Raw genomic sequence first — 19,392 nt, forward strand, 5'->3', positions numbered from 1 at the left:
AATCTGGGCGGATGGAGTTCAATGCCGTGATTTTGGCGGGCGGCAGGGCCACCCGCCTCGGAGGCGTGCCCAAGCCGTCGTTGGAGTACGACGGCGCCACGCTCCTTTCGCATGCCCTGCTGTCGGTCCGGGGTGCTTCAGCGGTGGTCGTGGTGGGTCCGGATGTTTCAGGATATGCCGGTGGGTCCTTGCCGGACGGGGTCCTGCAGGCGCGGGAGGAGCCCGTCTTCGCTGGTCCCGCCGCTGCGATCGCGGCCGGTATGGCCGCGCTGAAAGAGAACGGGTCCATCACCCCGTGGACGTTGGTGGTGGCATGCGATATGCCCCATGCTTCCCTTGGAATGGGTCCCCTTTGGGAGGCCCTGGAATCGCATCCCGGAGTGGAAGGGGCCATGGCTGTTTCCCCGGACGGGCGGAAGCAGCCGCTTCTGGGGGCGTACAGCACAGCTGCACTGGACCGGGAAGTGGCCGTAGCTTCGGAAGGTTCCGGGTTAACGAACTCTTCAGTGTTCCGGCTGCTTGCTAGGCTGAACGTGCTGGACGTTGCTGTCCCCGAAGGATCCACGGATGACGTGGACACGTGGGAGGACGCTGCGGCCTTGGGCATTGACTACGAGTTGGAGGCGGACGTGAAGAGCCAGGAAGAGACGCTCGAGGAATGGTGCCGCACACTGCTGCAGGCATTTGAGCTTGAGGGCGTTGAAGTGGACGTCAATGAGGTCCTCGCTGTCGCTGGAGTGGCCGCTCACTCTGTGGTGCGTCCCGCCGCGCCCTTAACCACTTTCATTGCCGGATACGCGGCGGGCATGGCCCGTGGCATTGGCCAGGCCAGCGATGATGCTTCGATGAACGCGGCCTTGGAGCTGGCCCGCAAGGTTGCCAAGGAGTACTCGGAGTCCGGGACTGACGCCGAATGACAGAGGCCCCCGGCAAGGGCCATCACGCGGCACACACCTGGGATGAGGCCCGGCAACGCGCGTTCGATGCGGCCGCTCCCATCCCGCCGGGCCCGGTACCGCTCAGCTCGGCCGTTGGCCGCACCTTGGCTTCGGATGCCCTGGCAGTGCAGGACATGCCGCATTACGCGTCGTCCGCCATGGATGGTTGGGCTGTCAACGGCAGCGGTCCATGGATCCTCAGTGAACCGGGGCAGAGATTGGCTCCACACCAAGCCAGTCCCATTGTGACGGGCGGGCTGATTCCGCCCGGTGCCAAGGCAGTGCTTCGCAGCGAGAGCGGCGTTATCACCACGGACGACGACGGCCTGCCGGTGTTGGCGCTGGGCGGCACTGCGAAACCGGGGGAGCCCCGCAACGGCCAACACATCCGCAAAGCAGCAGAAGAGGCCGCCGAGGGTGAAGTCCTGCTCAAAGCCGGTACGGTACTGAACCCGGCACATATCGCCCTCGCGGCGCTGGCAGGCCTGGACCACCTGGACGTTCTCGGCAAACCGTTGGTCAGGTTCCTGTTGACGGGATCGGAAGTCGTGGCCCAAGGGATTCCCCTGCCGGGACAGGTCCGGGACACCTTTGGTCCGCAACTGGGTGCCGTGGTTGAACTCCTGGGCGGTATCGCCGGCGAGCAGCTCAGGGTGGGCGACAGTTATGGGGAATGGCTTGCCGCACTCCAGGACACCGAACCGTCCCTGGACGAACTCACAGCGGACGTACCCTACGCCGAAACAGAGCCGCCTGCCGACGTCGTCATAACCACGGGCGGGACGGGACGTTCCGGGACTGACCACTTCAGGAGGGCTGTGGCCGAACTTGGTGGGCGTCTGCTGATAGACGGAATCGCCATGCGCCCTGGACACCCCGCCGTGCTGGCGGAATTGCCTGATGGCCGGTTCGTGCTGGGGCTGCCAGGGAATCCGCTCGCTGCGATGATGGCCCTGTTTACCGTCGGGGAACCCTTGCTGGCGGCCTTGGGCCATGGGCGCTTGGACGAGGCAGGCGAAGTTCCTTGTGGCGCCATGATCGACGCAGACCCGGGCAGAACCCGCCTGATGCCGTTCAAGCTGGTGTACGGCTTGGCGTCGCCGGCGCAATACGCGGGTCCGGGAATGATGCGTGGGCTGGCCGGTGCGGACGGGGTCATGGTGGTGCCGCCGCACGGCGTCCAACTGGGCGAACCGGTCCCTGCCTTTGCGCTGCCATGGGGCAAGCCTTTGCCCGCGCCCAAGACGTCGGAGGACAAAATCCGCAAGGCTGCGCCGCGAGCGCAAAAGAAGACTTCATCGGGCCCGGTGGACTGGAGTGCGCTGGACGCCTGAGCACTGGGACGAGACCCAGGGTGGTGCCGACAAAGTGCAATGATGGACTCATGAACAGGCATGCTCCCGAACAGGACATCAACGAAGATGACCTGCAAATCCACCCGCCCAAACAAGCCGCGGCAGGCCTCAAGGCTGTCACTGTTGCCCTTGAACGGGGTTACGCCCAGGCCGGAGTTGCCCGCACGGTCCGATCCATGCTCAGGGTCAACCAACACGACGGCTTTGATTGCCCCGGTTGCGCGTGGCCGGAATCCATCACGGGCAGGCGCAGCCCCGCAGAGTTTTGCGAGAACGGGGCCAAGGCGATCGCCGAGGAAAGCACTACCCGGACCGTCGGTGCCGAATTTTGGGCCAAACATTCCCTGGCGGACCTGGAAGATAAGACGGAATACTGGCTGGGGAGCCAGGGACGACTTTCAGAGCCTGTGGTCATCAAACCGGGTGACACCCACTACTCGCCGATCAGCTGGACCGAAGCATTCGCATTGATCGGCGAACACATCAACGCCACCACGCCGGACAAGTGCGTGTTCTATACCTCGGGCCGCACGGCCAACGAGACCGCCTTCATGTACCAGTTGTTCGCGCGAAGCCTCGGCACCAACAACCTGCCCGACTGCTCCAACATGTGCCACGAATCCTCAGGCAGCGCCCTCAACCCCACCATCGGAATCGGCAAAGGCACCGTCTCCCTTGAAGACATCCATCACGCCGGGCTGGTGTTGGTGGTTGGCCAGAACCCGGGAACCAACCACCCCCGCATGCTGTCAGCCCTCAGGGATTGCAAGAACAACGGCGGGAAGATCGTTGCGGTCAACCCGCTGCCAGAAGCCGGCCTCCTGAACTTCAAGGACCCGCAGTCCCTCAACGGCGTGATCGGTGGCGGCACCACCATCGCTGACGAGTTCCTGCAGATCAAAGTTGGCGGCGACCTCGCGCTGTTCCAAGCACTGGGCCACCTCCTCCTGGAGGAAGAGAAGCGGAACCCGGGGACCGTCGTCGACCATTCCTTCATTGAAAAGCAGACCGAGGGGTTCGCTGCCTACAAGGAAGCGCGTTCGGTGCTGGACTGGGACGAAACCGAGCGGGCCACGGGCCTGACGCGCGGGGAGATTACCAAGGCGGCCGGGATGATGGCTGCGTCGAAGGCAACCATCATCTGCTGGGCGCTCGGACTGACGCAGCAGCCGCACTCGGTGGATACCCTGCGGGAGATCATCAACCTGCTTCTGCTTCAAGGCAACTTCGGCAAGCGCGGGGCAGGGGCCTGCCCGGTCCGGGGCCACTCGAATGTCCAAGGGGACCGCACCATGGGCATCTGGGAGAAGCCCAAGGAGCAGTTCCTGGCCTCGTTGGACAAGGAATTCGGCTTCCAGATGCCGCGTGAGCACGGCTATGACTCCGTGGAGACCCAGCACGCCCTGGAAAAGGGTGACGTGGATGTCTTCGTGTCCATGGGCGGAAACTTCGCTGCGGCGGGATCGGACACGGCAGCGCTGGAACAAGGCCTGAAGAACGCAGGACTGACGGTCCACATTTCCACTAAACCCAACCGCGCCCACGTGGTGCATGGGAAAACTTCCCTGATCCTGCCCACGCTGGGCAGGACGGACACGGATGACAAACACCCCAAGGGCAAGCAGTTCCTGTCCGTGGAGGACTCCATGTCCGTCATCCACAAAACGCAGGGGCGGCTTGAACCCGTCTCCGAGCATTTGTTGAGCGAACCGGTCATCGTGGCCCGCATGGCGCAGGCCACGTTGGGAGATGACCACGGCGTGGCCTGGCGGGCCATGGCCGAAGACTACGACGTCATCCGGGACCACATCTCAAGGGTCATTCCCGGCTTCGAGGACTTCAACGCGAGGGTCCGCACCAAGAACGGCTTTGTGCTGCCCAACCCGCCGCGGGACACCCGGACCTTCGCCACGGACATCGGGAAGGGTCGCTTCTCCGTTCGGCCACTCGAGTACCTGGAAGCGCCCGAGGGCCACCTGATCCTCCAGACGGTGCGCAGCCACGACCAGTACAACACCACCTTCTATGGTCTTGACGACAGGTACCGCGGCGTCTCCGATGGACGCCGGGTGATCCTGGTGCACCCGGAAGACATTGAGGATCTCGGCTTCGAGGACCGCGAACTGGTGGACGTCATTTCCACATTTGGGGGTACGGAGCGTCGCGCCAACAAGTTCCGGCTGATCGGGTACCCCACTGCCAAGGGATGTGCCGCAGCGTACTTCCCGGAGGCCAACGCCCTGGTGCACCGCGAACTGGTGGCCCGGGAATCAAACACCCCCGGCTACAAGGCGATGACCGTGCGGTTCGTCAAGCATGCCGGGGCGAACTCCAACGAGGAGAAGGGATCCTGACATGGGACGCGTGACGCAGCGCCGCAAGGTGCACAAGTTTGTCCTGGATGGCTCCCCGCAGGCCTTGGAACATCCGGTCCGGTTCAAGGAAGACGTGCTCGCGGTGGAAGAACCGCTGGAGATCCGTTTGGGGGACATGTCCTTCTCGGTGACCATGCGGACTCCGGGGGATGACTTCGACCTCGTGGCGGGATTCCTGGTTTCGGAGGGGATCGTATGGGAGCCATCGCAGTTGATCTCGGAGCGTTTCTGCGCGGGTGAGGACGAGGACGGGGTGCAGACCTTCAACGTCGTGGACGCACAGCTCCGGCCCGACGTAGAGCGGCCGGACACCGGCCGCAACGTCTACACGTCCAGTTCCTGCGGTATTTGCGGCACGGACTCCATCGACGCCGTCCGCAAGTCCTCCAGGCACAGTCCCAAGGAAGACGATGTCACCATCCCGGTCACGGCGCTCGCCGCCTTGCCCGACCGACTCCGTGAGGCGCAAGCGGTCTTCGAAAAGACGGGCGGCGTCCACGCAGCCGGACTCTTCAGGATTCACGACGACGGCACAACAGAGTTGCTGTGCCTCCGGGAAGATGTGGGCAGGCATAATGCGGTGGACAAGGTGGTGGGCTGGGCTTTGCGGGCCGGAATGCTGCCGCTGAAAGGCACGGTGCTGCAGGTTTCGGGCAGGGCGTCGTTCGAGCTTGTCCAGAAAGCTGCCATGGCAGGCATCCCGGTGTTGGCGGCCGTGAGTGCGCCGTCCAGCCTGGCAGCAGAGCTGGCTGTGGACTCGGGCATCACCTTGGTGGGGTTCAGCCGCGGGCTGAGCCTGAACGTCTACGCGGGGCGCGAAAGAATTGTAGGAGAAGCGGCCGCGTAAGGCTGCTTGGTGGCCGGGGATAGTGACCACTCACTTGGCTATTGTGCTGGAACAACGTAGATTTTATCCATCGATTGGAACCGCGGTGAACCCAGAATCACCGTCCATGCCCAGAACGCTGGGGGCCGGTCACCAAGCCTCGTCACCCAGCAAACTCCAAAAGGGGAATTAATTGCACGACGACCGCCGGATCACTGAACAGCGTCTCGATCGATTCGTTCGGGAACGCATTCTTCCGGCCATTTACGGCAGGGCCATACCGCTGCAGCTCAGCAGCTGGGAGGCTCCCGACGAACCCGTTCCGGCCGCCGAGGCCATGCGCCAACTCTTCACTCCGCAGGAGCACGGCGCGCCGTGGGGCAAGGCCTGGAGTACCAAATGGCTGCGTCTGCAAGGCGAAGTACCTCAGGACTGGGGCATGACGGACTCCACGTCGGTGGAGATCATCGTGGACCTCGGGTTCAACAGCGACGTTCCGGGATTTCAGTGCGAAGGCACGGCCTGGCGGGCTGACGGCAGCATTATCAAGGCGATTTCACCCCGGAACTACCATGTCCCGCTGAAACTGCTTGGCGGTGGACTGTCCGTAGATTTCTATGTGGAGGCTGCAGCCAATCCTGACGTTGCGCAAGGCTGGTCCTTCGCACCCACGCCGCTGGGGGACAAGGCCACCTCCGGTGACGACCCCCGGTACCGGCTTGGCCGCATCGCCATGGCAGAGCTGAACGAAACGGTCTGGGAACTCAACCAGGACATCTGGACCCTCAGCAGCCTCATGCACGAACTTCCCATGGAACTGCCCCGTCGCCATGAGATCCTGCGCGCGCTCGAGCGCATGCTGGACATCATGGACCCGGAAGATGTTGCCGGGACCGCCGCGGCCGGCCGCGAAGCCCTGAAGACGGTCCTGGGCCGGCCGGCGTATGCATCCGCCCATGAGCTCCTGGCGACGGGCCATGCGCACATCGACTCCGCGTGGTTGTGGCCGGTCCGTGAAACCATCCGCAAGTGTGCCCGTACGTTCTCCAACGTGGTGGCCCTCATGGATGAGGACCCGGATTTTGTGTTCTCCTGCTCGTCAGCCCAGCAGATGGCCTGGATGAAGGAATTCTTCCCTGAGCTTTTTGTCCGGATCCGGGAGAAGGTCAAAGCCGGGCAGTTCATTCCGGTGGGCGGCATGTGGGTGGAATCAGACACCAATATGCCTGGTGGCGAGGCCATGGCCCGCCAGTTCGTGGAGGGCAAGAGCTTCTTCCTGAATGAGTTCGATGTCGAATGCCAGGAAGCCTGGCTGCCCGACTCCTTCGGCTATTCCGGTGCCATCCCGCAGATCGTGAAGGAAGCTGGTTCGCGCTGGTTCCTCACCCAGAAGATTTCCTGGAACAAGGTCAACCGGATGCCGCACCACACGTTCTCCTGGGAGGGCATCGACGGCACCCGGCTGTTTACCCACTTCCCGCCGGTGGACACGTACAACGCTGAACTGCATGGTCGGGAGTTGGCGCACGCGGAACGCAATTACCGTGACCACGGCCGCGGGACCACGTCATTGGTGCCTTTCGGCTATGGCGACGGCGGTGGCGGCCCCACGCGTGAAATGGTGGCTGCAGCGCACCGTACTGCGGATCTGGAAGGTTCTCCAAAGGTCCGTATGGGCACTGCCAAGGACTTCTTTACCAAGGCTGAGGCCGAGTACACCAACCTGCCAGTGTGGGTGGGGGAGATGTACCTGGAGATGCACCGCGGGACGTACACCAGCCAAGCCAAGACCAAGAAGGGCAACCGACGCAGCGAACATCTCCTGCGGGAGGCGGAGCTGTGGTGTTCCACCGCTGCCGTCCGCCTCGGAACCGGCTACACGTATCCCCAGGACGAGCTGAAGCGGCTCTGGCGCCTTGTGCTGCTGCAGCAGTTCCACGACATCCTGCCGGGCAGCTCCATTGCCTGGGTTCACCAGGACGCCGAACGGAACTACGAGGCAATCTCCCGCGACCTTGAGGGCATCATCCGCCAGGCTGCCCAAGCGCTGGTGGGCGAAGGTGACCTTTCCTTCCTGCTCAACGCCGCTCCGCACCAACGCCGCGGTGTACCTGCGTTGGGCGTTGGCGAGGCCATCGGAACGGCTTCCGGCGTTCAACTGGACGATTCCGGCGAAGGCTTCGTCCTGGACAACGGCATTATCCGGGCTGTCCTGGACGGCAATGGCCTGCTGACCTCATTGGTGGATCACACCAGCGGGCGCGATGCCATCGCGCCTGGAGAGGCCGGTAACCTGCTGGAGCTCTTCCGCGATACCCCAAACGAATGGGACGCCTGGGACATTGAAGAGTTCTATCGGCGGAACGTCACCCAGCTGACCCAAGCGGACACCATCGACCCTGAGCGAACGCCTGCCGGCGCCGTCGTGGTGGTCAAGCGTAAGGTGGGCGCCTCCACCATTACGCAGCGCATAACGCTTGACGCCGGTGCGAAGTCGCTGGGAATCGCCACCACTGTCGACTGGCAGGAACGCGAAAAGATGCTGAAGATCGCCTTCCCGTTGGACGTGAGGGCGGATCGTTCGGCGTCGGAGACGCAATTTGGCCATGTTTTCCGTCCTACCCACACCAACACCTCCTGGGAAGCGGCGAAGTTCGAAATTTGCGCCCACCGCTGGATCCACGTGGCCGAGCCCGGTTATGGCGTGGCGGTCAGCAACTCGTCCAGTTACGGACACGACGTCACCAGGGCGGTCCGCGCCGATGGCGGTACGACGACGACGGTCCGCACCTCGCTGCTGCGCTCGGCCAAGTTCCCGGACCCGGAAGCAGACCGCGGTGAGCACACCCTGGAGCTGTCCATCAGGCCCGGTGCGGCGATTTCCGACGCCGTGGAAGAGGGCTACCGCACCAATCTGAAGCCGAGGTTCGTCACCGGCGGGCACTCGGTTGATCCGCTGGTCGCGGTGTCCAACCCGGCCATTGTGGTGGAAGCCGTGAAATTGGCCGAGGACGGGTCGGGCGACGTGATCGTCAGGCTTTACGAATCCTTGGGTGAGCGCTCAGCCGCGACTGTGAGGCCTGGTTTTGCCACTGTGGGAGCAACAGCCACTGACCTCCTGGAACGCGCGTCAGAGACGCCTGGAGTGACCGTGGAGGAAGACTCCGGGGTCAAACTGGTGCTCCGGCCGTTCCAGCTGGTCACACTGCGCTTTATCCGCTGATCCCGGAACAAACGCCAAACGGCACTGCATGGGAAACCATGCAGTGCCGTTGGCGTTTGTTCCGGTGGCCGTGGTGCTATTCCACCAGCTCGACGTCAACTGCGTCCTTGAGAACCTGGACGCGCAAGGGGATCACGGTCTCGTAGCTCTTGATTTCGGCGGCGATCTTCTTCGAGAAGACTTCCTCCACCAGGACAGGCATGTCTTTCACACCCGACAAGTAACGCTTGGCCGCGAAGTCAAACTCTGACCTGTTGTTCTTGATGCGGGTGTTAAGGGCCTTGGCCTCGTCAGCAATTTTGAACAATTCCTCTTCAGAGGCGTTGCGCGCGGTCGCATCATCGGTTTTCTGGACCAGCTGGTCCTTGAGCCGGACGAATTCGTTGTAGTTCTCTTCCGACTTGGCTGTGATCTCGGCGTTGGATTCGAGTTGCGCGACGCGATTGTCCAAAGTGCGGGCAAATTCGACGTAGGCCACGTTCTTGGATTGCTTGAGCTGCTCCGCGGCTTCCCTGCAGGGGGCTGCCGCCTGTCCGAGCAAGGTTTGGCGCTCCCTCAGGGTGGAGGCCTTGGAACCGACGAACAGGCCGTTGCAGCCCGCGCCGTCCGCCCGGAAGAGACCCTCAAACTCAGGGTAGGACTCCACCAGGCCTTCCATGTGGTCAACGAAGCCCAGATACGAGCCCTCGAGTTGTCCGACGGCGACGCCGATCCCATCCTCTCCCGAAGAGTGGGCGGACTGCACGTTCTTCAGTGCGGTTCGGGCCGCCTCCGCAGCCTGCTGGAACTCGTCCCGTTCCTTCTGGGAGTTCTTCTCTGCCTCTTCCTGCGAGGCGGGGGCGTTCCGCGCTTTCTTATAGGCTGCCAAGTACGTATTGGCTGCAGGTTGCAGCTTGCCCCGTGCGTCCACCAGCGCAGAGAGGTGGTCTTCCTTCAGGAGTTGCAGGCTTTCCTTGCGCTGTTGGCCGGAGATTTGGTTCACCGCCACGACAGCCGCTGCGGCAATCACCAGCAGAACCACAACGCTGGAGATCAGGATGAGCGCCAGCTTGCGCTTTTTGGGCGCCGGTTGCCCTGCGTTGTTCGGTTGCCCTGCGTTGTTCTGTTGCCCTGTGGGGTCCGGTTGCCGCGGGGGTTCCGGTTGAGTGGTGGGTCCGGGTTCAATCGTCATGGCTTATTCCCCGTCCTTGCCTGAAGCATCAAACTGGTCCGTGCGTTTCTTGAGAACACTTTCAAACGCTTTGTTGGAGTCATTGGCGTTGTTGATGAGCTGGGTGTATTTCTCCTTCGCGGAGCTCTCATACTTCGTTTCAGCGGTTTTGAGTGCGTCGTTGATGTCCAGCATGGCCAGTCCTGCCAGAGTGCGTTTGGCGAGGCGCTCGAATTCGTCCTTGCCATCCAGGACTTCCTGTTGCTTGTCCCGCTGTCCGCGGATGATGCCCTCAACCGAGGTCAGCAGTTCGGTTGTGTCGGCGTCGGTGTTCTCCTTGGCCGAGGCCACGGCCGTGAGGCAGGAGTCTGCGGCCTTGACGTAATCTGCGGAGTACGTCTCGCTGCCAACATTCAAGGACGAATGCAGGGGAGCGCAGGGACCACCAATGGATTGGGTAATATTCGCCGTGTTGACCACCAGCTGATCGTTGTAGGCGATCACAGCTCCGTAGTGCTCTTTGAACCGGTTGTAAGCGTCGCTGATTTCCTGTTCCTGCACTGCCGGTGATGTCCCCATCCGATCCAAACGGTCCCGGTTTATCCCTGACTCGCGTTTCAAGCGGTCACCATCCTGGTTGAGGACCGTGTCCTTGGCCTCTTGCCCCGCGGTTTCGGACATCACATTCGTCAGCCGGACCGAGAACTGGGTGACCAGTGGATCGTAGAGGTTCATCGAGTTGTCCAGTATGGCCCGTTCCTTATCCAGGCGGACAACGTCTGCACGCTGTACGCCGGTCGGGCGGGAGAGGGCAAACCATGTACCAAGCCCTCCAGCCAATACCGCTATCACCACCACCACGATGATGATGACCGTGCGTCTGGAGCTTTTCCGGCCGGGCTCCACTGTTGTATTCAAAGTCTTATCCCCCATTTTCCTGAGCCTCCTAGACGTCGTGCTGGAGGCGTTTTACGAAGAGTTTTGTCCGTTCCTGCGTGGGTGCGCGCAGGACCTCGGCTGCGGGGCCGCGCTCGACTACAACGCCGCCGTCCATGAAGATGACTTCGTCTGCTACGTGCTGGGCGAAGGCGAGCTCGTGCGTCACGATCACCATGGTCCAACCCTCTTCAGCGAGCTCCTTGATGACGCCCAGGACGTCCCCCACCAATTCCGGATCCAGTGCGGATGTGGGTTCGTCGAACAGGAGCAGCTGGGGCTTGAGTGCCAGCGCCCGAACGATTCCCACACGCTGCTGCTGTCCGCCTGACAGCTCGAAGGGGTAGGCGTCGCGCTTGTCGGCCAGCCCCACCCGCTCCAGCAGTCGTTCGGCTTCGGCGATGGCTTCGGCCTTGGGCCGCTTCTGGACCTGGACAGGCCCTTCGATGATGTTCTTGAGCACTGTCATGTGCGGGAACAGGTTGTAGTGCTGGAAGACCATGGCGCTGCGGTCGCGCAGGGCGGCGATCTCCTTTTTGCCAACCTTGGCACCGAAGTCGATTGAGAGGCCGCCTGCGGTATCGCTGTCCCCGAAGGTGACCGTGCCGCCGTCGGGAATCTCCAGGCCGTTGAGCGAGCGCAGGACGGTGGTCTTGCCTGAGCCTGAGGGCCCGATCAAGGCCACCACCTGACCACGGCGGATATCGATGTCGATGTCCCGCAGCACCACGTTGCTTCCGAACGCCTTGGCGAGGTTCCTGGCTTGCAGGACCGACGTGACGCCGGGCTCCGGGATGGATTCGTTAGTGGGCGACATAGCGGTCCAATCTCTTTTCCACGGCGGATTGAGCTGTGGAGAGGACCAGGCAGATGACCCAGTAAACCAGGGCTGCCTGCAGGTAGAGAGCCATGAACTCCTGGCTGAAAGCAGCGATCTGCTGGGCATTGCGGAACAGTTCGGTCACCAGGATCAGGGACGCCAGCGAGGTGTCCTTCACCAGCGATATGAAGGTATTGGACAACGGGGGAACGGATACCCTGGCTGCCTGGGGGAGGATGATGCGCACCAGCGTCTGCGGCCTGGACATGCCAATGGTGTGGCCTGCTTCCCACTGGCCCTTGGGCACGGACAAGATAGCTGCACGGATGATCTCGGCGGCGTAACCGCCCACGTTCAACGAGAACGCGATGATGGCACTCGGCCAAGGATCAAGCCGGATGCCAATGCTGGGGAGGCCGAAGAAAATCACGAACAGCTGTACCAGCAGGGGCGTGCCACGGATGACGGAGACATAGAACCGGCCGATTCCGGACAGCAGCCAGTTGGGACTCAGCCTCATCAGGGCCACCACCAGGGCGAGCACAAGGCCGAAGGCGAAGGAGGCGAGCGTCAGCGGAATAGTCCCCGTGACGGCGCCGGTGATGAGCGGGCCGAAGGAACTCCAGATGAGGTCCCAGTTCATCTATTTGGTGACGTCCGCGCCGAAGTACTTATCCGAGATCTTCGCCAGGGTGCCATCCGCCCGGAGATCGGCCAGGGCCTTGTCCACGGCCGAGGTGAGTTCGGTGGATCCCTTGCGGAAGACGAACGCGCTCTCGGTCTTGTCGGGAGCTTCGGCGGCGACCTTCAGGCCGGAGTCTGGAGTGTTCTTGGCGTAATCCAAGTACGTGAGTTTGTCGTTAACAGTGGCATCCACGCGTCCCTGTTGGACCAGGGTGGCGGACTGCGCCCAGCCTTCCACGGCCTGGACGTTGGCGCCGGCTTCAACTGCCATCTTGTAGAAGTTGCTGGTGAGCGACTGGGCGGTGGTCTTGCCCTTCAGGTCGGCGAAGCTGTTGATGCTGGTGTTGTCCGACTTGGTGACCACTACGCCGGTGGAGATGGTGTACGGCGTGGAGAAGTCGTATTTGGCCTTGCGCTCGTCATTGATGGAAATCTGGTTGGCGATCGTGTCGAAGCGCTTGGAATCCAACCCGGCGAAGATGCCGTCGAACTGAGTTTCCTGGAACGCGGCCTTCACCCCGAGTTTCCCGGCCACGGCCTGGGCGATCTCGACGTCGAATCCGGTGAGTTCCCCGGCCCCGTCAGCGTGGAAGCTGAAGGGACGGTAGGTGCCTTCGGTAGCGATCACCAGTTCGCCCTTGGACTTCACGTCGGAGAGGGACGTATCGCCGCCTGACTGGGCGGGCGCGGACCCGCCACCGCACGCAGAAAGTGCAAGAGCGGCCGAGGCCAGCGTAGCTGCGAGGACAGAGCGTCGGGTGCGAAGGCTGTTCATGGAGCCATCTTAGTCACCGACGGTACAGGGCGCCGGGTTGGGCGTGCGGGCATCATGACAAAGTGCCGTTAAAAAGGCTGAGTGGGGGCGGTCCCCAACAGCCCGCCACCACTCATCCCCCCAATTGTGCTCACGTGGGCGCCACACCCACCGGAAACCCGTTCTCTGATTCCGGTGCCAGGCTGCAGCCGCGTTCACACATTCATGATTGTGCCACGATCTAATGGTTTTGTGAAAGTCTTACGCTGAGAGACGTCGTTTTCGACGCGAATAAGCCTTGGAGAACCAGATTCCAGCCAAACCGATGCACGTGGACATGGCAGCCGAGTAATTGATGAGAACCCGCAGCCACGCCTCCGAAAACGGAATAAGCGGGAACAGCTGGGACAGCAGGAGCAAGCAAAGTCCCAGGAGCAGCAACCCGGAAGCTACCCGGAGCAGGACAGGGGCCGCGCTCACCACGGTGCGCCAGATGGCGGGCACCAGGCAGGCCGCAACGAAACCAGGATAGAAGCGGCCCATGAATGCGTAGGCCTCAAGGGACGGACCCCAGGTCAGTCCGCTCATGCCGGCAGATGACCCTTGCGTGTCCGTGATGACGAAGAAATACACGGTCAGGACCGCCACAATGGCCGCGACGGTGAGGCCAACAGGGCCCCGGATGGCGCGGACAGCGGACGGTGAGCCGAATGCCGTGGCGATCTTGATGCCCATGAGGAAGAACGTGGTGTACAGGAGGAAGCGCAGGATCAAGTTGCCCACGTTCATCCCGCCGAGCCAGCCGTCAAGGACCAGGTACGGCGCTTCGATGCTGATGAAGATGCTCAAGGAGATCAGCGAGAAAATATAAAAGACCACACGGTTCTCGCCCCGCAATGCGCTGGGGATCCGTGCAACAGTGACAGCAAGGCAAACAACCAGCGTCACCCATGGCAGGACAGCCGTCATCCGAGGTTCTCCCATATTCGTTCAGTACGTTCGTGGTCTTGTTCCTGCCGACGCAGCGTTTTGCCCAGCGCCAGGAGCCGTTCACCGGCCAGGGTTACCAGTGCGCTCTGGGACATGTTGTCCAGCGCTTCCTGTCGGGCGTTTGCCGGCCATCCGGCTTCGGCCTCGGTGATCAGCCCGCCAGCCACCAGCCCGCCCGCCGGTCCCACCCCGGCAGCGCGAGAGGTGGCGATGGCCAGTTCAGGGGGGAGCCTGTTGGCTGTCAGGTGGGCAGAGAAGTTTTGCGGGGCGATCCCGGTGGTGTCGCTGACCCGGTGGCGTAACTCGCCGTCGTCGATTGCGTCCACCCAGTTCCGCACCGATGTAGGGTGCGGCGGCTCGGAAAGGTTGCCAGCGGGCGCGGAACCTGGTTCGCTTCGTTCCACCACTGCCCGCAGCAGATCAATAGTGGCGATCTGGCTCACCAGTTCGCAGGCCGTGGGCGGGACCGGGGCGCCGCGGAGCTCGGCGTAAAGGTCAAAAGTGGACAGCGCTTCCACCGGGTTCACATGGAAGCCGCGGCTGATACTGACCAAAGTGGACTCGGCAACCTTGCCGCGGACCAACTGCTGGGCCAGTGTTGTTCGTTTGATGCCGGCGATCCTGCAGACGTCTGCAGTGCTGGCATCGGGCGCAACGCCATGAAGCCAGCGCTGGAACGCCTTGGATTGTAAGGGCATGTGGAACTTTCCGGGACTGGTCTCGATGGCAGGACAAGGGTAGGCCGCAAGTGGGAGTACGAATCGATTTTACGCGGACGCCACATTGAATTATGCTTGATGCTTGAACCCGTTGGTCCGTACACCCCCCAAGTCCGGACCAACGGGTTTTTCCATGCCTGCGGGAATCGCGGCCTGAATTCCTGCGTTTCCCCTGCTGGAGGATAGACAAATGACAGCAACTTTGGTGGCCAAGGACCTTGCCGGTGGCCACGGCCATCGCACGCTTTTTTCCGACCTTTCCCTGACTGTGGCGCCCGGCGAAGTCGTGGGCGTCGTGGGAGCGAACGGCGCTGGCAAGTCCACGCTGCTGCGCATCCTTGCCGGCGTCGATCAGCCTCAGGCGGGCAGCGTTAACCTGGCCCCTTCAGACGCCTTCGTGGGCTGGTTGCCGCAGGAACATGAGCGCACAGCGGGTGAAACGATCGCGGCATATATTGCCCGGCGCACTGGCTGTGCTCTGGCAACAGCAGAGATGGAATCCACTGCCGAGGCTCTCGGAACGGGAGCCCCTGGAGCAGACGATGCCTACTCACTCGCCTTCGACCGCTGGATGGCGTCCGGTGCGGCGGACTTGGAGGAAAGAATCCCGGCTGTGCTGGCAGACCTTGGCCTGGAGCTGGGTGCCGACGCCCTCATGACCGGCCTTTCCGGCGGACAGGCAGCACGCGTGGCCCTGGCTGCGCTGCTGCTCAGCCGGTTCGACGTCGTCCTCCTCGACGAACCCACCAACGATCTGGACCTTGATGGCCTGGCCCGCCTCGAAGCTTTTGTCCAGGGCCTTCGTGGCGGTGTGGTCCTGGTATCCCACGACCGCGAATTCCTGGCCCGCTGCGTCACCACCGTGGTGGAACTGGACCTGGCCCAAAACTCCGTAGCCGTGTACGACGGCGGGTACGAGGCGTTCCTCGAGGAGCGCGCAGTAGCCAAACGCCATGCCCGCGAACGCTACGAAGAGTTTGCCAACACCAAGGCAGACCTCGTCTCCCGCGCACGCACCCAGCGGGAGTGGAGCTCCCAGGGTGTTCGCAACGCCATGAAGAAAAACCCGGACAATGACAAAATCCGTCGCGCCGCGAGCAGTGAGTCGTCGGAGAAGCAGGCCCAGAAAGTCCGCCAAATGGAGTCCCGCATCGCCAGGCTCACTGAGGTGGAGGAGCCGCGCAAGGAGTGGCAGCTGCAGTTCAGCATCGGCCAGGCTCCCCGCTCAAGTGCCGTCGTCGCCACGTTGCGCAACGTCGTCGCGCGTCAGGGCGACTTCACGCTGGGACCGGTGAACCTCCAACTCAACGGCGGAGAGCGCATCGGTATCACAGGACCAAACGGCGCCGGCAAATCGACCCTGCTGCGCCTGCTGCTTGGGACGCAGGAACCGGACGACGGCGACGCCTCCATGGGTGCCTCCGTCGCCATCGGCGAAATTGACCAGGCCCGCGGACTGCTCGACGGCGGCCGGCAGCTTGGGGACGCCGTCGAAGCTGTGCTGGTGGACTGGAACAGCGCAGACGTTCGCACGCTCCTTGCAAAGTTCGGCCTCAAGGCCGACCACACCTCGCGGACCGTGGATTCGTTGTCGCCGGGGGAGCGGACACGTGCAGCCCTCGCGTTGCTGCAGGCCCGTGGCGTGAACCTGCTGGTGCTGGATGAACCCACCAACCATTTGGACCTCCCGGCTATCGAACAGCTTGAAGAGGCGTTGGAAAGCTACGAAGGCGCACTCCTGCTGGTCACCCACGACCGCCGGCTGTTGGAGAACGTGCGGCTGGATTCACGCTGGCACCTCGAAGACGGCCAGGTCCAGGAGCTCCACCACACCCCAAGCCAGGAGAAGTAACCATGAGCATGGACCGCGTTGCCTGGAGCTCGCTGTACAACATCACCACTGCCAAGAGCGGATCAAAGCCGTTCTCCAAGGAAACGCTGAAGCGGGTCCTGGCTTTTGCGGCGCCGCATAAAGGCAAACTGATTGCCTTCGTGATCGCCTCCATCGCGGGGGCTTTCCTGGCTGTCGCCACGCCGGTGCTTGCCGGCCAGGTGGTGGACGCCATCATTGCCAAGGCGGGTGTGGACACCGTCATTTGGTTGGCCGTCCTGATCGCCATCGTGGCTGTAGGCGAAGCCGGTGTGGGCCTGCTGACCCGATGGCTGTCCTCCATCATTGGCGAGGGCGTCATTGTGGACCTCCGCACCAAGGTGTTCGATCACGTGCAGCGCATGCCCATTGCCTTCTTCACCAGGACGCGCACGGGTGCTTTGGTCAGCCGTTTGAACAACGATGTCATTGGGGCGCAGTCTGCCTTCGCAGGCACCTTGTCCGGCGTGGTCAGCAACGTGGTGGCCCTGGCCTTGACCCTGGCCGTCATGCTGAACACCTCCTGGCTGGTCACAGTGCTGGCCATGGTCCTGCTGCCCATCTTCCTGATCCCTGCCCGGCGCATGGGCTCCAAGCTGGCGGACCTCCGCCGCGAAGCGGCCGCGCACAACGCCGCCATGGGCACCCAAATGACCGAGCGCTTCTCAGCTCCGGGCGCCACGCTGGTGAAGCTGTTCGGCCGCCCGGACGAGGAATCCCGTGAGTTCGCTGCCCGTGCCGGCCGCGTCCGGGACATCGGAATCCGGACCGCCATGCTGCAGTTCACGTTCGTCACTGCCCTGACGTTGGTCTCTGCCCTGGCGCTCGCCCTGGTCTATGGACTGGGTGGCTGGCTGGCCCTCGGCGGCCAACTTGCCCCGGGTGACGTGGTGGTCCTGGCACTCCTCCTCACCAGGCTCTACGCCCCATTGACCGCGCTCTCCAACGCCCGTGTGGAAATCATGAGCGCCCTGGTCAGCTTCGAGCGCGTGTTCGAAATCCTTGACCTGAAGCCGCTGATCACGGAGAAGCCGGACGCTGCAGCAGTTCCGGCCGGTCCCGTAGCCGTGGAATTCGACGACGTCAGGTTCTCCTATCCTTCCGCGGACAAAGTCTCCCTGGCGTCACTGGAAGAAGTGTCCACTCTCGACACCCGCGGCGGTGAGGAAGTCCTGCACGGCGTCAGCTTCAGGGTGGAGCCGGGCCAGACCGTAGCTTTGGTGGGTTCTTCCGGTGCGGGCAAGTCCACTGTGGCGCAGTTGATGTCCCGTTTGTACGACGTCGACTCCGGGGCCGTGCGCCTGGGCGGACACGGCTCTGGAACGGGCCTTGACGTACGCGATGTCCGCTTCGATTCGCTGCGGGACACCTTGGGCATGGTGACCCAGGACGGCCACCTGTTCCACGAAAGCATCGCGTCAAACCTGCGCCTCGCTCGTCCGGATGCAACCGAAGAGGACATGTGGGACGTGCTGCGGCGGGCGCGCCTGGAACCGATGATCCGCTCCCTGCCTGATGGCCTGGAAACCGTGGTGGGGGAGCGCGGCTACCGGCTCTCCGGCGGTGAACGCCAACGGCTCACTATTGCCCGCCTCCTGATCAAACAGCCGCGCGTCGTGATTTTGGACGAAGCCACGGCTGCGCTGGACTCCACCAACGAGGCCGCCGTCCAGGCGGCCTTGGGCGAGGCGCTCGAGGGGCGTACCGCCGTCGTGATTGCGCACCGGCTGTCCACTATCCGTGCGGCAGACGCCATTCTGGTGGTTGAGGACGGCAGGATCGTGGAGCGGGGCACGCACACGGAGCTGCTCGCAGCCGACGGTCGATACGCAGAGCTGTATCAAACCCAGTTCGCGGAAGCCACTGCGGTGGCGAAGGAAGCGGTCCCGGAGCTGTAGCTATTTCAGCAGTGGGATGACGTGGTCTGTCAGCAATGGGGCCAGGTCCGTGGGTAAGGGCGCTGTGAGGTCCAACCAGCGGATCTCCGCTATCTCGGCAGAAGGGTGTGCGTCCCAGGTCCCGGGAGCAGTGAACACCGTGGCTTCGATGTTCGTCGCCGTTTCGTTGGCAGCTACTGCGAGCCAGACGCCCAATGGCTCCAGGTCGCCCGAAGCCACTTCGATGCCGACTTCCTCGAACAGTTCCCGGGATGCCGCCTGCGCCGCAGTTTCGCCGGGCTCGGGCTTGCCGCCGGGGTGCATGAACTTGTTCGTCCCGCGCTTGCGGACGGTCAGCAGGTGGCCTTCGTCGTTGTAGACGCAGACTGCGCTGACCACAATGAGGTCCGTGGTGGTCACACTTGCCTCCCGGCGTCGATTCGGACCAGGTGCGATTCAAGCAGCAGATCCTTGGCGGGCCCACGGACATCCCAGGTAAAGCTGAAGGAATCGGGACCTACCCAGGCGTACTTGACGCGGTAATCGTCGGGATCGCACCAATGCTCGTCCCGGTTGCCCTGTGCAGCGAAACTCATGATGTGGAACGGCCTGCCGTCGGGAAAGAACACATCCATGGACGCGGGGTCTGCCCCCGGTTTGAGAACGTACTCGCGAAAAGCCGGGCCGGAATGGGTAGGCCACTGCATGGTGCCGTCTTCGCGGTAGTCCAGGCCGCCGTCGGGGTTCAGGGAGTAACGCACGACGCCGGTAAAAGTACCGCGGGTGCCGGAGGCCCGGTCCAGGAGGGTCCGCTCCACAGTCCAGCTGCCGGCCAAGTAGGCCTGCAAGTCCTGGGTGGGCTGCTGGTGGTTCAA

The 19,392-nt window shown here is 63.0% G+C and carries 16 protein-coding genes; 7 read left to right on the forward strand and 9 right to left on the reverse strand.

Annotated elements, in window-relative coordinates:
* Positions 1-11: 11 nt before the first annotated feature.
* From N7568_RS04050 to N7568_RS04070, 5 genes are all read left to right on the forward strand, one after another.
* Positions 12-917, forward strand: a complete 906-nt coding sequence (locus tag N7568_RS04050) for a DUF6457 domain-containing protein (protein ID WP_261608624.1) — start codon at positions 12-14, stop codon at positions 915-917.
* The gene (locus N7568_RS04055; RefSeq protein WP_261608625.1) at positions 914-2,272 is read left to right on the forward strand and encodes a molybdopterin molybdotransferase MoeA; all 1,359 of its coding nucleotides are present in this window, start codon (positions 914-916) and stop codon (positions 2,270-2,272) included. Before N7568_RS04050 ends, N7568_RS04055 begins: the two co-directional genes overlap by 4 nt.
* A 50-nt stretch (positions 2,273-2,322) precedes the next feature.
* Positions 2,323-4,647, forward strand: a complete 2,325-nt coding sequence (locus tag N7568_RS04060; protein ID WP_261608626.1) for an FdhF/YdeP family oxidoreductase — start codon at positions 2,323-2,325, stop codon at positions 4,645-4,647.
* A 1-nt stretch (position 4,648) separates the two neighbouring features.
* Complete coding sequence (gene fdhD, locus N7568_RS04065; RefSeq protein ID WP_261608627.1) at positions 4,649-5,515, forward strand: formate dehydrogenase accessory sulfurtransferase FdhD; 867 nt, start codon at positions 4,649-4,651, stop codon at positions 5,513-5,515.
* Between the two features lie 172 nt (positions 5,516-5,687).
* Positions 5,688-8,717, forward strand: coding sequence for an alpha-mannosidase (locus N7568_RS04070; RefSeq protein ID WP_261608628.1), 3,030 nt, complete (start codon positions 5,688-5,690; stop codon positions 8,715-8,717).
* Positions 8,718-8,793: 76 nt separating this feature from the next.
* Here the strand turns inward: N7568_RS04070 and N7568_RS04075 are convergent, their stop codons facing one another.
* The 7 genes from N7568_RS04075 to N7568_RS04105 form a co-directional block, all read right to left on the reverse strand.
* Positions 8,794-9,888: a hypothetical protein gene (locus tag N7568_RS04075; RefSeq protein WP_261608629.1), complete on the reverse strand. Its 1,095-nt coding sequence runs from the start codon at positions 9,886-9,888 to the stop codon at positions 8,794-8,796.
* A 3-nt stretch (positions 9,889-9,891) separates the two neighbouring features.
* Positions 9,892-10,800 (reverse strand): hypothetical protein, encoded by a 909-nt coding sequence (locus N7568_RS04080; protein ID WP_261608630.1) that lies wholly within the window; start codon positions 10,798-10,800, stop codon positions 9,892-9,894.
* A 13-nt stretch (positions 10,801-10,813) separates the two neighbouring features.
* Positions 10,814-11,620 (reverse strand): amino acid ABC transporter ATP-binding protein, encoded by an 807-nt coding sequence (locus N7568_RS04085; protein ID WP_261608631.1) that lies wholly within the window; start codon positions 11,618-11,620, stop codon positions 10,814-10,816.
* Entirely contained in the window at positions 11,607-12,266 is a 660-nt protein-coding gene (locus N7568_RS04090; RefSeq protein ID WP_261608632.1) for an amino acid ABC transporter permease, read from the reverse strand. Before N7568_RS04090 ends, N7568_RS04085 begins: the two co-directional genes overlap by 14 nt.
* On the reverse strand, positions 12,267-13,082 hold the full coding sequence (locus tag N7568_RS04095) for an amino acid ABC transporter substrate-binding protein (protein ID WP_261608633.1): 816 nt from the start codon (positions 13,080-13,082) through the stop codon (positions 12,267-12,269).
* A gap of 240 nt (positions 13,083-13,322) precedes the next feature.
* Positions 13,323-14,030, reverse strand: coding sequence for a hypothetical protein (locus N7568_RS04100; RefSeq protein ID WP_261608634.1), 708 nt, complete (start codon positions 14,028-14,030; stop codon positions 13,323-13,325).
* Complete coding sequence (locus N7568_RS04105) at positions 14,027-14,749, reverse strand: hypothetical protein (RefSeq protein ID WP_261608635.1); 723 nt, start codon at positions 14,747-14,749, stop codon at positions 14,027-14,029. The genes N7568_RS04100 and N7568_RS04105 overlap by 4 nt, the downstream gene beginning before the upstream one ends.
* A gap of 211 nt (positions 14,750-14,960) precedes the next feature.
* Here N7568_RS04105 and N7568_RS04110 point away from each other — a divergent pair, with 211 nt between their 5' ends.
* Together N7568_RS04110 and N7568_RS04115 are read left to right on the forward strand one after the other, a co-directional pair.
* On the forward strand, positions 14,961-16,622 hold the full coding sequence (locus tag N7568_RS04110; RefSeq protein ID WP_261608636.1) for an ABC-F family ATP-binding cassette domain-containing protein: 1,662 nt from the start codon (positions 14,961-14,963) through the stop codon (positions 16,620-16,622).
* A 2-nt stretch (positions 16,623-16,624) separates the two neighbouring features.
* Positions 16,625-18,538, forward strand: coding sequence for an ABC transporter ATP-binding protein (locus N7568_RS04115; protein WP_261608637.1), 1,914 nt, complete (start codon positions 16,625-16,627; stop codon positions 18,536-18,538).
* Here the strand turns inward: N7568_RS04115 and N7568_RS04120 are convergent, their stop codons facing one another.
* On the reverse strand, positions 18,539-18,937 hold the full coding sequence (locus tag N7568_RS04120; RefSeq protein WP_261608638.1) for an NUDIX hydrolase: 399 nt from the start codon (positions 18,935-18,937) through the stop codon (positions 18,539-18,541). It abuts the gene before it with no gap.
* Positions 18,934-19,392 carry a DUF6314 family protein gene (locus N7568_RS04125; RefSeq protein ID WP_261608639.1) on the reverse strand — a complete coding sequence of 153 codons (459 nt, stop codon included), beginning with the start codon at positions 19,390-19,392 and terminating at the stop codon, positions 18,934-18,936. The genes N7568_RS04120 and N7568_RS04125 overlap by 4 nt, the downstream gene beginning before the upstream one ends.

Source organism: Paenarthrobacter aurescens (genome assembly GCF_025421775.1).
Lineage (GTDB): Bacteria > Actinomycetota > Actinomycetes > Actinomycetales > Micrococcaceae > Arthrobacter > Arthrobacter aurescens_B.

Bases quoted from the DNA above. Each gene is read 5' to 3' on its own strand.
- N7568_RS04050 (WP_261608624.1), top strand. From the start codon at position 12: ATGGAGTTCAATGCCGTGATTTTGGCGGGCGGCAGGGCCACCCGCCTC.
- N7568_RS04055 (WP_261608625.1), top strand. From the start codon at position 914: ATGACAGAGGCCCCCGGCAAGGGCCATCACGCGGCACACACCTGGGAT.
- N7568_RS04060 (WP_261608626.1), top strand. From the start codon at position 2,323: ATGAACAGGCATGCTCCCGAACAGGACATCAACGAAGATGACCTGCAA.
- fdhD (WP_261608627.1), top strand. From the start codon at position 4,649: ATGGGACGCGTGACGCAGCGCCGCAAGGTGCACAAGTTTGTCCTGGAT.
- N7568_RS04075 (WP_261608629.1), bottom strand. From the start codon at position 9,888: ATGACGATTGAACCCGGACCCACCACTCAACCGGAACCCCCGCGGCAA.
- N7568_RS04080 (WP_261608630.1), bottom strand. From the start codon at position 10,800: ATGGGGGATAAGACTTTGAATACAACAGTGGAGCCCGGCCGGAAAAGC.
- N7568_RS04085 (WP_261608631.1), bottom strand. From the start codon at position 11,620: ATGTCGCCCACTAACGAATCCATCCCGGAGCCCGGCGTCACGTCGGTC.
- N7568_RS04090 (WP_261608632.1), bottom strand. From the start codon at position 12,266: ATGAACTGGGACCTCATCTGGAGTTCCTTCGGCCCGCTCATCACCGGC.
- N7568_RS04095 (WP_261608633.1), bottom strand. From the start codon at position 13,082: ATGAACAGCCTTCGCACCCGACGCTCTGTCCTCGCAGCTACGCTGGCC.
- N7568_RS04100 (WP_261608634.1), bottom strand. From the start codon at position 14,030: ATGACGGCTGTCCTGCCATGGGTGACGCTGGTTGTTTGCCTTGCTGTC.
- N7568_RS04105 (WP_261608635.1), bottom strand. From the start codon at position 14,749: ATGCCCTTACAATCCAAGGCGTTCCAGCGCTGGCTTCATGGCGTTGCG.
- N7568_RS04110 (WP_261608636.1), top strand. From the start codon at position 14,961: ATGACAGCAACTTTGGTGGCCAAGGACCTTGCCGGTGGCCACGGCCAT.
- N7568_RS04115 (WP_261608637.1), top strand. From the start codon at position 16,625: ATGAGCATGGACCGCGTTGCCTGGAGCTCGCTGTACAACATCACCACT.